Origin of the sequence: Mycobacterium sp. 852002-53434_SCH5985345, assembly GCF_001667155.1 — a bacterium.
Lineage (GTDB): Bacteria > Actinomycetota > Actinomycetes > Mycobacteriales > Mycobacteriaceae > Mycobacterium.
Window position 1 is genome coordinate 41678 of record NZ_LZIE01000042.1, and the last position, 14587, is coordinate 56264.

The window sequence follows — 14587 nt, forward strand, 5'->3', positions numbered from 1 at the left end:
TTGAAACGCCTGACGTCGCTGAGTCTGTGATGCGGTAGCGAGAATCCGCATATAAGAACTCAAAGTGCATTATAAAGATCTCTAATAAGGTCTTCATTCGGCTTCCTTGGGTCTGCCAACCTTGTATCTGGGCCGAGCTCAGTTAAGTCCTTGTTGTTTCCGCCACGTTGACCAGTAGGTGTTCGCATTGCTGCGGCGCAGCACCTTTATGTCATCACAGATAGCTTCCAGATTAGAAGCATCCGAAAAGAGTTGTTCGACGCGGTCGCCATTCTCGCGCATCCAGTGCGATTCGTCCGGAGCCGGCAGATATCGAATTTCCGCTTCCTTGTCAAGATATTGCTTGATAAGCGACACCCAGAACCAATTTCGAGGCGTCAAGAGATGTGTTGGTGCAACCGCAATTTGCATTTGCCCGCGCTCATTGGTCAACGCCCATGTGAGCGTGGGTCCAGTCAGGGTCAATGAAGCATTGGCTCCGTCCGCCGCGGTCTCAGAATCGGTGATTCGGTAGCGTGGGTCGAGATACAGGAAGTCGAAGTACACCAAGAAAAATTCCAGCAGGGCCCTCATCAGCGACCTCCTGATCGTGGTGGAACAAACGTAAAGTCGTCGATCTGCTGATAGCCGTGAGATTCGAGATATCGGAGCTCAGCACCAGTAAACGTAGTTGGTCTGATCTCGTCGAAGGGAACCGATAACCTGATCGTGTCCCGATTAGCGATAGCCACGTCGAGTACATGCTGATTTGCTGCCAGTTGCTCGGTTGGCGTCAAGGAGTTCCACACTGGGCCCAGGTCGAAGTAGCTGGCTCCACGTTGCTGCGCGACATCAATGTAGGAGAGGCCTCCGTCCGGTGGTCTAAATGGGCCGAGGACGGTTTCGCCGCTTCCGGTCAAGTGTTGCTCCGACAACGTTCGCAGCTCTGGCGTCATGTAGCTCAGCGGGTTGTCCAGGATGAACTCTGGATGCGCTGGGTCGATCACAACAGGCGGCGGGGGGATGTCCGGCGCCACAGGTACATGCGGACCCGCGGGGGCATGTTCGGCGGGAACCTCACCACCACCCGGGTGCGGCGCATGCTCGACGACAGGTGGCGGACCGGGGTGGGCGGCGCCCGGCACGGGCTGCCCGCCGACGTCCGGGATTGGCGACCCATGCGGGGGAAGGTCCGCTTCGGCAATTGCCGCGCGGATCTCGGCCGCGCTTAGTGCCCCGGGGAGGACGTTGTCGGCGGAAAGGCCCTGCAGCGCTTCACGACTGAAGAGTGTCTTCAGGCCCTGCCAGGCCACCTCTCCGCCGGCCTTGAGTTCAGGCCCGCCGACGGCCAGCGTGATGGCGCTCCACAGCGGCTCGGGGGTGGCTTCCACCTTCCCGGGATCCGGTGTGCGCATGCCGGTCAACTTGCCGCCGCTGAACGCATAGGACGTGCCGGTCGCTTGATCGAAGAATTCGCCCGTGCCGTCCTTGAGCTGGCCGAAAACCTGCACAGGCTGGCCGTCGACTTTGTAGGTGAACATGAAATGGCCGTCGGGAGTGGTGCTCACCGACGCCGGATCGATGCTGTTGTAGTTGGGGATCTTTCCCAGGTCGTCGAGGGCTTTGGCCAGATCGGCCTTGAGCTTGGGAAGTCGGGCACTGGCTGCTTCTCCTTCCGGAGAGCCGGGCCCGTGCGTGTAGAGGTCAGCCATAGCCTTGTCCAGGGCAGTCTGCGCGGCACGCACCTTGCCCATCTGATCCACCACCGCCTGGTCGGTGATCTGCCGAATGTTGGCGAGCGCATTGCGCTGTTCCTCCGACGGCGGGGCTACGCCGTCACTGTCGAGGCCATGCAGCGGGGCCCCGTCGTAGCCATCGGTGTGCAATCCATCCAGAGATTTCTGCAGAGAATTGGAGTAGCCGTTGCGGATCGACAACATCTGAGCGAGAGCGGCTTTCGTGTCCCGTAAGGCATCTTCTTCACAGGTTCTGATGAAGGCGTGCAGGGCATCCACGTCCGCAGCGCTGAGGTGTTTGTCTTGCAACATCGCGGCGGCTTGGCACAGCAAGTTGGAGATCCCCTGCAGCTCGGAGTCCAACTTGGCGATCTGTGCGGCGCCGGCTTGTTGCGCTTCGGCCAGGGCGGCGGCGATGTTCTCCAGGTCGGCACCGATCTTGGGTAATTGAAGGGACTGCGCTCCCAAGGTTTTCGTCACCCGCTGCACTTCGGCGGTGTCGTTGATCGGGTGGTCGCCGGTCTGATGGTTCCAGGCGGCGTCGAAACGGTTGCGGGCTTGCTCGAACGCGTGGTCTGCCTCTGCAGTGCAACGACCGGCCTCGCGAAAGGCCGCGGCCAGATTGGAGATCTGCAACGGATCGCCGGCCTGCAGGCTGCGGTTGATCGCCCATGGGTCACCGCCGGCCTCAGCGATCAGCGCATCAATGTCTATGTACGGCAGGCCCATAGCACCGCCCGTGGCAGCGCGGCGTTATGCCGATCTCGCCTCGTGGGCCGCGAAGCCTGAGAGCGCGCCGAACCCGAGCGTATAGCCGCGACAACCATTGCCACCCCTCCTGAGCTGGCAATTACGCTACTAACGGGAACGGGGCCGTCAATTCACTACGCCGGCGCGGGTTTAGGGGGCCAAAGAGATATGGCGCTGTTGTTGCTCGTCCTCAAGGTTGCGTTGATCGCCTTCATCGTCGTAGGAACCGGAGCTCTGATCGCCCGCGCGATTAGGCGTTCCCGGGAGAACAGATCGGATCCGCGGTGGAAGGGGGGCGGCGCCCAACCCGGCTACGAGGCCTCGGCGCACGGCGCTATGCCGAATACACCGCTTCCCGAGTGGGCCTACCGGGACGATGAGGGCGACGACGAACACGGCGACGGCCGGCTGCGCTGAGGACGTGGTTGCGCCCTGAAGAACACGGCCCGGAAAAACACGAAGGTCACGAGCCCCTTGCGGAGCCCGTGACCTCAACGCATGCGGCTCGGGGAGCCGCTCAAATGTGGGCGAAGGGGGACTTGAACCCCCACGTCCCGAAGGACACTGGCACCTGAAGCCAGCGCGTCTGCCATTCCGCCACTCGCCCGGAAAACAACCGGTGGACCATACCACTCTAATAGCCGCATTCCCCAACCGCCTGGTCGGGCCTGGGCGCCGTGGGACGCTGGGGGACAACGCGTCTGAACAGGGCCGACGCAGTTCTCAGAGTTTCGACGGTGCCGCTGTATCGCGCTGTCCCGATACCATGCTGGAGTGGGAACTCACCGCGTGAATCGTTTGCCGCGCGCCAGCGACATGCCGTGGCAAGTGCGGGCGAACGCCAGCGCATGAGTAGCCAACGGGGGCTGGCGGCGCGGATCGAGCGCAAGCTCGAGGCGACTGTCGACAACGCGTTCGCCCGGGTTTTCGGCGGCTCGATCGTTCCGCAGGAGGTCGAGGCCCTGCTGCGCCGCGAAGCCCGCGACGGTGTTCAGACGCTGCAGGGCAATCGCCTTTTGGCCCCCAACGAATACATCATTACCCTCGGTAGGCACGACTTCGAGAAGGTGGGCGCCGACCCCGATCTCACGTCGGGCGCTTTCGCTAGGTACTTGGCCGACTACATCCATGAACAGGGGTGGCAAACGTATGGTGAGGTGGTCGTCCGGTTCGAGCAGTCGTCGAACCTGCGAACCGGCCAGTACCGCGCCCGTGGTGCTGTCAACCCCGATGTGCAGCCCCGCCCGACGGTCAACGATCCCGTCCGGCCACAATCAAATAGTGCGTTCGGCGCAGAACGAGGAGTAGCACCAATGACTGACGATTCGAGCTACCGCGGGGCTCAGGGGCCGGGGCGGCCCAGCGATGAGTATTACGACGACCGCTACGGGCGTCCGCAAGAGGGTGGCCCGGAACCGCAGGGGGGACCTGATCCGCGTGGTGGGTATCCGCCCGAGCAGGGCGGCTATCCGCCGCAGCAGGGCTATGCGCCACCCCGCCACCCCGAGCAGGGCGGCTACCCCGAGCAGCAGGGCGGCTACCCCGAGCAAGGTGGTTACCCAGGCCCTGGCGGCGGCTACCCCGAGCAACGCGGCTACCAGGGCGGCCAAGGCGGCTACCCCGAACAGCGCGGCTATCAAGGCGGTCAAGGCGGCTACCCCGAGCAGGGCCAGGGCGGTTACCCGCCCCAGTACGAGCAGCGTCCTCCTGCGCCCGGCGGGTACGGCGGCCAAGGGTACGACCAGGGCTACCGCCAGGGCGGTGGGTACCCACCTCCTGCCGGCGGTCAGCCTGGCGGCGGCCAGCAGGGCTACGGCGGGTACGGCGAATACGGGCGCGGACCGGCCCGCCCCGAGGAGGGTGGTTACGCTCCGCCCGAGCAGCGGCCGGCCTACCCCGAGCAGGGTGCCGGGTATGAGCAGGGCGGCGGCTACGAGCAGGGTGGCGGCTACGAGCAGGGCGCCGGTTACGAGCAGGGCTACCAGCAGGGTGGCGGATACGGCCGGCAGGACTACGGCCCCGGGGATTACACGCAGTACGCCGAGAACGTGCCGGGCGGGGGGTACCCCGGTCAAGGTGGATACGCCGAGCCCGCCCAACGCGACTACGAATATGGCCAGCAGGCCGAGTACGCCCAGCCGAGTGAGTATGGCCAGCCGGCCGACTACGGGCAGCCGGCCGGTGGCTACGGCGGTTACGGCGGCGGCTATGGCGCGGCCGGAACGACGGTCACCCTCCAGCTCGACGACGGCAGCGGCCGGACCTATCAGCTGCGTGAGGGCTCCAACATCGTCGGCCGTGGACAAGACGCGCAATTCCGGTTGCCCGACACCGGGGTGTCACGGCGTCACCTCGAGGTCCGCTGGGACGGGCAGGTCGCCCTCCTTTCGGACCTGAACTCGACCAACGGCACCACGGTGAACAACGCCCCGGTGCAGGAGTGGCAGTTGGCGGACGGCGACGTCATCCGTCTGGGCCACTCGGAGATCATCGTCCGGATCCACTAAACGCGCTGGGCTCAACGCTGCCGTGCTTCGCCCCGCGTCGACCGCCGTCCAAGTATCGTGACGTTGCCGATGTGCTCGGGGTCACGGGCGCCAGGGGGACGACGCAGGACGGAAAGGACGCCAGATGCAGGGACTCGTACTGCAGCTGACGCGTGCCGGATTTTTAATGTTGTTGTGGGTATTCATCTGGTCCGTGCTGCGGATCTTGCGGACCGATATCTACGCGCCCACCGGTGCCGTCATGGTGCGCCGCGGGTTGGCGCTGCGCAGCACCCTGCTGCCTTCGCGGCAGCGGCGCCATGCCGCGCGCTACCTGGTGGTGACCGAGGGGGCGTTGGCGGGCGCGCGCATCACACTCAGCGGGCAGCCGGTGTTGATCGGAAGAGCCGACGACTCAACCCTGGTGCTCACCGACGACTACGCCTCGACGCGGCACGCCCGGCTATCTCAGCGCGGTTCGGAATGGTATGTCGAGGATCTAGGATCGACCAACGGCACTTACCTTGACAGGGCAAAGGTGACCACTGCGGTACGAGTTCCAATAGGAACGCCGATTCGAATCGGCAAAACGGCGATTGAGTTGCGCCCGTGACCCTGGTTCTGCGATATGCCGCGCGCAGCGATCGCGGCCTGGTGCGCGCCAATAACGAAGACTCCGTCTACGCTGGCGCGCGGCTGCTCGCCCTGGCTGACGGCATGGGCGGTCACGCCGCCGGCGAAGTGGCCTCTCAGCTGGTGATCGCCGCGCTGGCCCATCTCGATGACGACGAACCCGGCGGCGACCTGCTCGCCAAGCTCGACACCGCGGTGCGCTCGGGTAACGCGGCCATCGCCGCGCAGGTGGAGGCCGAGCCCGAGCTCGAGGGGATGGGCACGACGCTCACCGCAATCCTGTTCGCGGGCGACCGAATTGGCTTGGTACACATCGGCGACTCGCGCGGGTATCTGCTGCGCGACGGTGAACTCACCCAGATCACCAAGGACGACACGTTCGTCCAGACCCTCGTTGACGAGGGCCGAATCACCCGCGAAGAGGCACACAGCCACCCGCAGCGGTCGCTGATCATGCGCGCGCTGACCGGACACGAGGTCGAGCCGACCCTGACCATGCGCGAGGCGCGGGCCGGTGATCGCTACCTACTCTGCTCCGATGGGCTCAGCGATCCGGTGAGTGACGAAACCATCCTCGAGGCGCTGCAGATCCCCGACGTGGCCGAAGCCGCCTACCGCCTCATCGAGCTGGCGTTGCGCGGCGGCGGCCCGGACAACGTGACGGTGGTGGTCGCCGACGTCGTCGACTACGACTACGGCCAAACCCAACCGATTCTGGCAGGCGCGGTTTCCGGCGACGACGACCAGATGACGTTGCCCAACACCTCCGCGGGCCGCGCCTCCGCCATCAGGCCCCGCGAAGAGGCCGCCAAACGTGTTGCGCCACAACCGGAAACACCCGCCCGACCGCGATGGCCCAGGCGGCGGATGTTCTTCGTCGTGACACTGGCGTTGTTGGTTGTTCTCTCGGGCATGGCCATCGGATGGTGGGTCATCCAGCGCAATTATTACGTCGCCGAATACGACGGCAAGGTATCGGTCGTCCGCGGCATTCAGGGGTCGCTGTTGGGCGTGCCCCTGCAGCAGCCGTACCTGGTGGCCTGCCTGAGCGCCCGCAACGAACTCTCCCTGATCGGTTACGGCGAATCCGGTCATCCGAACTGTCAGCTGATGACGCTGCGCGACCTTCGCCGGCCCGGACAGGTTCAGGTTCAGACCGGGCTGCCCGGTGGAAGCCTGGACCAGGCCGAGTCCCAGTTACGACAGTTGCTGGCCGAATACCTGCTTCCTACTTGTCCATCGCCGCGCGCGACTTCGCCGCCGGGCGCCCCGCCCACCGGGAGCGGCACCCCCGAATCAAGTGTCGCGGCATCGCCAGCACCCACCACCGCACCGACCGCCGCTTCTTCCGGCCCCACCAGCACCACAGCCGGCCCCGCGACCACGTCGCCGGTGGGCCCCACGACCACTTCCCAAACGGTCACCGCGCTTCCAGCGCCTCCACCGCAACCGGGCATTGACTGCCGGACGGTGGCATGACGACCCAACTCCAACCGCCCGTCGCGGTCACACCTCCGCTGCCCACCCGTCGCAACGCCGAGCTGCTGCTGCTGTGCTTCGCCGCAGCGATCACCGTCGCCGCGTTGCTGATCGTGGAGGCGAACCAGGACCGCGAATTGCGTTGGAACGTAATCAGCTACGGGCTGGTGTTCATGCTCGTGTTCGGGTCGGCGCACCTGGCCATCAGGCGATTCGCCCCCTATACCGATCCGCTGCTGTTGCCAATTGTGGCGTTGCTCAACGGACTTGGCCTGGTGATGATCCATCGGCTCGACCTGGTCGACAACCAGCTCAGCGGCCGCCACCACCCCAGCGCCACCCAGCAGATGCTGTGGACCCTGGTCGGGGTCGTCACGTTCGCACTTGTGGTCACGTTTCTCAAAGACCATCGGCAGCTGGCGCGGTACGGCTACATCTGCGGAATCACCGGCCTGGTGCTGTTGGTGATTCCCGCGCTGCTGCCGGCATCGCTGTCCGAACAGAACGGCGCGAAAATCTGGATTCGCTTCCCCGGGTTCTCGATTCAGCCCGCAGAATTCTCCAAGATCTTGTTGCTTATCTTCTTCTCCGCGGTGCTGATCGCCAAGCGGGGCCTGTTCACCAGCGTCGGCAAGCATTTCATGGGCCTGACCCTGCCGCGCCCGCGCGACCTCGCACCCCTGCTGGCCGCCTGGGTGACCTCGATCGGCGTGATGGTCTTCGAAAAGGACCTTGGTACCTCGCTGCTGCTGTATGCGTCCTTTCTGGTGGTGGTTTACCTTGCGACACAACGCTTTAGCTGGGTGGTGATCGGCCTGGTGCTGTTCGCGGTGGGCAGCGTCATCGCGTATTTCGTCTTCGCGCATGTGCGGGTCCGGGTGCAGATGTGGTGGGACCCGTTCTCCGACCCCGACGGCAGCGGCTACCAGATCGTCCAGTCCCTGTTCAGTTTCGCCACCGGCGGCATCTTCGGCACCGGGCTGGGAAACGGGCAACCCGACACCGTGCCGGCCGCGTCGACGGACTTCATCATCGCCGCGTTCGGTGAAGAACTCGGGCTCGTCGGGCTCGCCAGCATCTTGATGCTGTACACCGTTGTCATCGTCCGCGGCATGCGGACCGCGATCGCGACGCGGGACAGCTTCGGCAAGCTGCTGGCCGCGGGCCTGGCCTCCACCCTGGCCATCCAGCTGTTCATCGTCGTGGGCGGCGTCACGCAACTCATCCCGCTGACCGGTCTGACCACCCCGTGGATGTCCTACGGCGGATCGTCGTTACTGGCGAATTATGTGTTGCTGGCCATCCTCGCGCGCATCTCCAACAGCGCCCGGCATCCCTTACGCGGCCGTGAGCGCAAGGACTCGCCGATCGCGGCGGCCAAGACCGAGGTAATCGAGAAGGTATGAACACCTCTCTGCGCCGCATCTCGATCACCGTCATGGCGCTGATCGTGCTCTTGCTGCTCAACGCCACGATGACGCAGGTGTTCGCCGCCGACTCGCTGCGCGCCGACCCGCGCAATCAGCGTGTCCTGCTCGACGAGTACTCGCGTCAACGCGGCCAGATCGTCGCCGGCGGCCAGTTGCTGGCCTATTCGGTGGCCACCGACAGCCGCTTCCGCTTTCTGCGGGTTTACCCGAACCCGGCCGTCTACGCGCCGCTCACCGGCTTCTACTCGCTGCGCTATTCCAGCACGGGCCTGGAGCGCGCCGAGGACCCATTGTTGAACGGCTCCGACGAGCGGCTGTTCGGGCGCCGGCTGGCCGATTTCTTCACCGGCCGCGATCCGCGCGGCGGCAACGTCGACACCACCATCAGACCGCGGGTCCAGCAGGCCGGCTGGGACGCGATGCAGCAGGGGTGCGGTGGACCCTGCAAGGGCGCCGTCGTCGCTCTCGAGCCCTCCACCGGCAAGATCTTGGCCATGGTGTCATCGCCGTCCTATGACCCCAATCTGCTGGCGTCGCACGATCCCCAGGTGCAGGCGCAAGCATGGCAGCGGCTTCGCGACGACCCCGACAATTCGCTGACCAACCGCGCCATCTCGGAGACCTACCCGCCCGGGTCCACGTTCAAGGTGATCACCACCGCGGCCGCACTCCAGGCCGGGGCGACCGACGCCGAGCAGTTGACCGCGGCGTCCTCCATCGTGCTGCCCGACAGCACCGCGACGTTGGAGAACTACGGCGGCCAGCCCTGTGGCAACGAGCCCACGGTGTCGCTCAAACAAGCGTTCGCCCTGTCGTGCAACACCGCGTTCGTCCAGCTCGGCATGCACACCGGATCGGACGCGCTGCGCAGCATGGCGCGCGCGTTCGGCCTGGACACCACCCCCAACGTCATCCCGCTACAGGTGGCCGAGTCAACCGTCGGGATCATTCCCGACGCCGCGGCGCTGGGCATGACCAGCATCGGCCAGAAGGACGTCGCGCTGACACCGCTGGAGAACGCCCAGGTCGCGGCGACCATCGCGAACGACGGCGTCACGATGCAGCCCTACCTGATCGACAGCCTCAAGGGCCCGGACCTGGCCAACATCAGCACCACGGTCCCCTATCAGCAGCGCCGCGCGGTGTCACCCCAGGTCGCCGCTAAGCTGACAGAGCTGATGGTCGGCGCCGAGAAGGTCGCACAGCAGAAAGGGGCCATTCCCGGCGTGCAGATCGCATCCAAGACGGGTACCGCAGAGCATGGCACCGATCCGCGTAATACGCCGCCGCACGCGTGGTACATCGCCTTCGCGCCCGCGCAGACGCCAAGAGTCGCCGTGGCAGTGTTGGTAGAGAATGGCGGCGACCGCCTGTCCGCGACGGGAGGTGCACTCGCCGCGCCGATCGGACGGGCTGTGATCCAAGCCGCGCTCCAGGGAGGACCATGAGCCCGCGAGTTGGTGTGACGCTGTCTGGCAGATACCGCCTGCAGCGCCTGATCGCCACCGGCGGCATGGGTCAGGTCTGGGAGGCGGTGGACAGCCGGCTTGGCCGGCGCGTCGCGGTCAAGGTGCTCAAACAGGAGTTCTCCCAGGACCCGGAGTTCATCGAGCGGTTCCGCGCCGAGGCCCGCACCACCGCGATGCTCAATCACCCCGGCATCGCCCAGGTCCACGACTACGGCGAGAGCCAGCTGGACGGGGAGGGCCGCACCGCCTACCTGGTGATGGAGTTGGTGAACGGCGAGCCGCTGAACTCGGTGCTCAAGCGCACGGGCCGGCTGTCGCTGCGGCATGCCCTGGACATGCTCGAGCAGACCGGCCGGGCCCTGCAGGTCGCGCACGCCGCCGGCTTGGTGCACCGCGACGTCAAGCCGGGCAACATCCTGATCACCCCGACCGGCCAGGTGAAGATCACCGACTTCGGTATCGCCAAGGCGGTCGACGCCGCGCCCGTCACCCAGACGGGGATGGTGATGGGCACCGCCCAGTACATCGCCCCCGAACAGGCCCTCGGCCACGACGCGACCCCCTCCAGCGACGTGTACTCCCTCGGCGTCGTCGGCTACGAGGTGGTGTCGGGCAAGCGGCCGTTCACCGGTGACGGCGCCTTGACCGTGGCGATGAAGCACATCAAGGAGCCCCCGCCGCCGCTGCCCGCGGAGCTGCCGCCCAACGTGCGGGAACTCATCGAGATCACGCTGGTCAAGAATCCCGCGATGCGCTACCGCAGCGGCGGCCCGTTCGCCGACGCCGTGGCGGCGGTGCGCGCCGGCCGCCGTCCGCCGCGACCCAGCCAGTCACCGCCCCCCGGTAGGGCATCGCCGGCGGCGATTCCGTCCAGCCCGACGACCCGGGCGGCCGCCGTGCCGAGCACCCGGAGCGCGGCGCCGCGCCGATCCCGGCCGGCCACCGGCGGTCATCGGCCGCCCCCGGCGCGGCGCACCTTCTCGTCGGGTCAGCGGGCATTGCTGTGGGCCGCCGGGGTGCTCGGAACGCTGGCCATCATCATCGCGGTGCTCATCGTCATCAACTCCCGCGCGGACACCCAGCAGCAACCCCCGCCGCCGACGGTCACCGACACCGGCAGTCCGCCCCCGCCGCCGGCGAGCAATACCCCGAGCGGCTCCGCACCACGGCTCAATTGGACGGATCGCGGGACGATAAGTAATTCTGGACTGCAACGAGGGCCGGCCGAGTACGGGCGGGGTGAACCACCGACGCTCAGCGCATCACCGGCCCGACACGAGATGCCACGATGACCACCCCTCAACACCTGTCTGACCGCTATGAACTGGGCGAAATCCTCGGATTCGGGGGTATGTCCGAGGTTCACCTGGCCCGCGACGTCCGGTTGCACCGCGATGTCGCGGTCAAAGTGCTGCGCGCCGACCTGGCCCGCGATCCGAGCTTCTATCTGCGGTTCCGCCGCGAGGCGCAAAACGCCGCCGCCCTCAATCACCCCTCGATCGTCGCGGTCTACGACACCGGCGAGGCGGAGACAGCGACGGGCCCCCTGCCGTACATCGTCATGGAGTACGTCGACGGTGTCACGCTGCGCGACATCGTCCATACCGACGGGCCGCTACCCCCGCGACGGGCCATCGAGATCATTGCCGACGCGTGCCAGGCGCTGAACTTCAGTCACCAGAACGGCATCATCCACCGCGACGTCAAGCCGGCGAACATCATGATCAGCAACACCAATGCGGTCAAGGTGATGGACTTCGGCATCGCGCGCGCGATCGCCGACAGCGGCAACAGCGTCACCCAAACCGCGGCGGTGATCGGGACGGCCCAGTATCTGTCGCCCGAGCAGGCCCGCGGCGATACCGTGGACGCCCGGTCCGACGTCTACTCGCTGGGTTGCGTACTCTACGAAATCCTTACGGGCGAACCGCCTTTCACCGGCGACTCGCCGGTCGCCGTCGCCTACCAGCACGTGCGGGAAGACCCGATTCCGCCGTCGCACCGGCACGAGGGCATCTCCGCCGACCTCGACGCCGTCGTGCTCAAGGCGCTGGCCAAGAACCCGGACAACCGCTATCAGACCGCCGCGGAGATGCGCGCCGATCTGGTGCGGGTGCACAACGGCGAACCGCCCGAGGCGCCCAAGGTCCTCACCGACGCCGACCGGAGCTCGCTACTGGCGACGGGCGGAAACCTGCCCGGCCCGCGCACCGACGCGCTGCCCCGGCAACCCCTGCGTCGCATCGACGACCGCAACGGCGGTTCGGTCGGGCGCTGGATCGTCGCGGTCGCCGCGCTGGCGGTGTTGACGATCGTCGTCGTCATCGCCTTCAACACCCTCGGCGGCACCACCCGCGATGTGCAGGTGCCCGACGTGCGGGGCCAGGTCTCCGCCGATGCCATTGCCGCGCTGCAGAACCGCGGCTTCAAGACGCGCACCCTGCAAAAGCCCGATTCGACGATCCCGCCCGACCACGTCATCAGCACCGACCCCGGGGCCAACGCCTCGGTGAGCGCGGGCGACGAGGTCACCATCAACGTCTCGACCGGTCCCGAGCAACGCGAAGTGCCCGACGTGTCCTCGTTGGGTTACTCCGACGCGGTCAGCAAGCTCAAGGCCGCCGGCTTCAGCAAGTTCAAGCAGGCCAATTCACCGTCGAGCCCGGAGCTGCTTGGCAAGGTCATCGGCACCAACCCGCCGGCCAACCAGACGTCGGCGATCACCAACGTCATCACCGTCATCGTCGGCTCGGGGCCGGAGACCAAGCAGGTGCCCGACGTAGCGGGTCAGACCGTCGACGTCGCGCAGAAGAATCTCACCGTCTACGGCTTCACCAAGGTCACCCAGGCACAGGTGGACAGCAACCGGCCGGCCGGTGAGGTGATCGGCACCAATCCGCCTAAGGGCCAGGTGGTTCCGGTGGATTCGGTGATCGAGCTACAGGTGTCCAAAGGCAACCAGTTCGTGATGCCCGACCTGAGCGGCATGTTCTGGGCGGACGCCGAGCCGCGGTTACGGGCGCTGGGTTGGACGGGGGTGCTGGACAAGGGGCCCGACGTGGACGCGGGTGGCTCGCAGTCCCACCGGGTGGTGTATCAGAACCCGCCGGCCGGCACCGGGTGCAACCGCGACGGGATCATCACGCTGAAGTTCGGCCAGTAGCCGCCGGTTCGGCCGGGAAATAGGGCTGCACCGCGGCCCGCACCTCGTTCTCGAGCCGGCGGACCAGTGTGTCGTTGCGGGCCCACCCGCAGTAGGCGAGCCAGTTCGCCAGCATCCGGTGGCCGCCCTCGGTCAGGATCGACTCCGGATGGAACTGGACACCGTGAATTGGCAACTCGCTGTGCCGCACCCCCATGATGACGCCGCCGCGGGTGCGCGCCGTCACCTCCAGCACCGGGGGCAGCGACTCCGGCAGGATGGTCAGCGAGTGGTAGCGCGTTGCCGTGAACGGATCCGGAAGCCCTTCCAGCACACCGGTATTGGTGTGGAAGACGTTGCTGGTCTTGCCGTGCAGCAGCTCGGGCGCGCGGTCCACGGTGGCGCCGAAGGCGACGCCGATGGCTTGGTGTCCGAGGCAGACCCCAAGCAGCGGGGTGCGCTCGGCGGCACACGCGCCCACCAGGCCGATCGAAGCGCCCGCACGTTCCGGGGTGCCCGGACCGGGGCTGAGCAGCACACCATCGAACCGCTTGGCGACGGCTGCCTCGTCGGTAAGCCGGGGGTCGTCGTTGCGCCACACCTCGGCCTCGACGCCCAGCTGGCCGAGGTACTGCACCAGGTTGAACACGAAGCTGTCGTAGTTGTCGACGACCAGGATCCGCACCGTGCCAGGTTACCGTCCGCTGGAAATCAGTAGCCGATGGTTCCCATGGGCTGCGCGAAATGCAGCCGGTCCGGCTCGGTGTGGCCGACGACCTGCACGTCGGGCTTGACCTCTTCGCGGTAGCCGAGCCCGAATCGGACCACGTACTGGCGGTACAGGGTGACCAGGGGAGCGGCGGCCAGGGCGGCTTGCATGGCGGCCGCGTTGCCGATCGCGGTGATCGTGTAGGGCGGGCTGTAGGTGCGCCCGTTGAGCAGCAGCGTGTTGCCGACGCAGCGGGGCACGGACGTGGCGATGATGCGCTGGTCCTGCATCTGGATCGCCTCCGCGCCGGCGCTCCACAACGCGTTGAGGACGGCCTCGATGTCTTGCTGGTGCACCACCAGGTCGTCGGGCGACGCATCCCGCGGGAAGCGGCCGTTGGCGTCCCGTGGCGCGTCGTCCAACGTGACAGCGAGGCCTGGGCCGTGGACCGGGTTCATGTCCGCCTCGGCGGCCAGCTCGGCGGAGCGGCGCAGCATCGCCGCCAACGCCAGATCCGAGGACCGTCCGTGCGCGGCATCGATCTTGCCGGCCAGCGAGTCGCGTTGGGCGTTGAGATGGTTCACCGAAGCTTGGGCCTCGCGAACCAGATCGACCAGCCGGGGGGCGTCACTGCGACGGATCTCGGCGCCGCCGGACACCCCGTGGGTGGCCGCAAGGAGCAATCCCGCCGACAGGCACACCACCGGGACGCCGAAGCGCCATGGTGACCGGCGTCCGTCGCTCATTCGGCTCTCCAATTTCCTGGTCGGCGTG

Annotated in this window: 12 protein-coding genes and 1 tRNA gene; 8 read left to right on the plus strand and 5 right to left on the minus strand. The window is 66.6% G+C overall.

Going from position 1 to position 14587, the window contains the following annotated elements; all coding sequences use genetic code 11:
- Positions 1–138: 138 nt before the first annotated feature.
- Both A5756_RS09180 and A5756_RS09185 read right to left on the minus strand, forming a co-directional pair.
- Entirely contained in the window at positions 139–573 is a 435-nt protein-coding gene (locus tag A5756_RS09180; protein ID WP_066950967.1) for a hypothetical protein, read from the minus strand.
- Positions 573–2444: a hypothetical protein gene (locus A5756_RS09185; RefSeq protein ID WP_066950972.1), complete on the minus strand. Its 1872-nt coding sequence runs from the start codon at positions 2442–2444 to the stop codon at positions 573–575. The genes A5756_RS09180 and A5756_RS09185 overlap by 1 nt, the downstream gene beginning before the upstream one ends.
- Positions 2445–2633: 189 nt before the next feature.
- Between A5756_RS09185 and A5756_RS09190 the strand changes: the two genes are divergently transcribed.
- On the plus strand, positions 2634–2882 hold the full coding sequence (locus A5756_RS09190; RefSeq protein ID WP_066950975.1) for a hypothetical protein: 249 nt from the start codon (positions 2634–2636) through the stop codon (positions 2880–2882).
- Positions 2883–2989: 107 nt separating this feature from the next.
- Here A5756_RS09190 and A5756_RS09195 read toward each other — a convergent pair.
- Positions 2990–3072 (minus strand) — tRNA-Leu (locus tag A5756_RS09195).
- 241 nt (positions 3073–3313) lie between these two features.
- Here A5756_RS09195 and A5756_RS09200 point away from each other — a divergent pair.
- The 7 genes from A5756_RS09200 to pknB all read left to right on the plus strand — a co-directional run bounded on the left by A5756_RS09200 (position 3314) and on the right by pknB (position 13125).
- Positions 3314–4972 carry a DUF3662 and FHA domain-containing protein gene (locus A5756_RS09200; protein ID WP_066950980.1) on the plus strand — a complete coding sequence of 553 codons (1659 nt, stop codon included), beginning with the start codon at positions 3314–3316 and terminating at the stop codon, positions 4970–4972.
- Between the two features lie 124 nt (positions 4973–5096).
- The gene (locus tag A5756_RS09205) at positions 5097–5564 is read left to right on the plus strand and encodes an FHA domain-containing protein (RefSeq protein ID WP_046183038.1); all 468 of its coding nucleotides are present in this window, start codon (positions 5097–5099) and stop codon (positions 5562–5564) included.
- A complete protein-coding gene (locus A5756_RS09210) occupies positions 5561–7063 on the plus strand; it encodes a PP2C family serine/threonine-protein phosphatase (RefSeq protein WP_066950984.1) in 1503 nt (500 codons plus the stop codon). Before A5756_RS09205 ends, A5756_RS09210 begins: the two co-directional genes overlap by 4 nt.
- Complete coding sequence (locus tag A5756_RS09215; RefSeq protein ID WP_066950989.1) at positions 7060–8469, plus strand: FtsW/RodA/SpoVE family cell cycle protein; 1410 nt, start codon at positions 7060–7062, stop codon at positions 8467–8469. Before A5756_RS09210 ends, A5756_RS09215 begins: the two co-directional genes overlap by 4 nt.
- Entirely contained in the window at positions 8466–9941 is a 1476-nt protein-coding gene (gene pbpA, locus A5756_RS09220) for a D,D-transpeptidase PbpA (RefSeq protein WP_066950992.1), read from the plus strand. The genes A5756_RS09215 and pbpA overlap by 4 nt, the downstream gene beginning before the upstream one ends.
- Entirely contained in the window at positions 9938–11254 is a 1317-nt protein-coding gene (locus A5756_RS09225) for a serine/threonine-protein kinase (protein ID WP_066950995.1), read from the plus strand. Before pbpA ends, A5756_RS09225 begins: the two co-directional genes overlap by 4 nt.
- The gene (gene pknB, locus A5756_RS09230; protein WP_066950999.1) at positions 11251–13125 is read left to right on the plus strand and encodes a Stk1 family PASTA domain-containing Ser/Thr kinase; all 1875 of its coding nucleotides are present in this window, start codon (positions 11251–11253) and stop codon (positions 13123–13125) included. Before A5756_RS09225 ends, pknB begins: the two co-directional genes overlap by 4 nt.
- On the opposite strand, the gene A5756_RS09235 is transcribed toward pknB, so the two are convergent.
- On the minus strand, positions 13103–13789 hold the full coding sequence (locus A5756_RS09235) for an aminodeoxychorismate/anthranilate synthase component II (RefSeq protein ID WP_066951003.1): 687 nt from the start codon (positions 13787–13789) through the stop codon (positions 13103–13105). The genes pknB and A5756_RS09235 overlap by 23 nt on opposite strands.
- 26 nt (positions 13790–13815) lie before the next feature.
- Positions 13816–14559 (minus strand): DUF881 domain-containing protein, encoded by a 744-nt coding sequence (locus tag A5756_RS09240; RefSeq protein WP_066951008.1) that lies wholly within the window; start codon positions 14557–14559, stop codon positions 13816–13818.
- Positions 14560–14587: the final 28 nt, after the last annotated feature.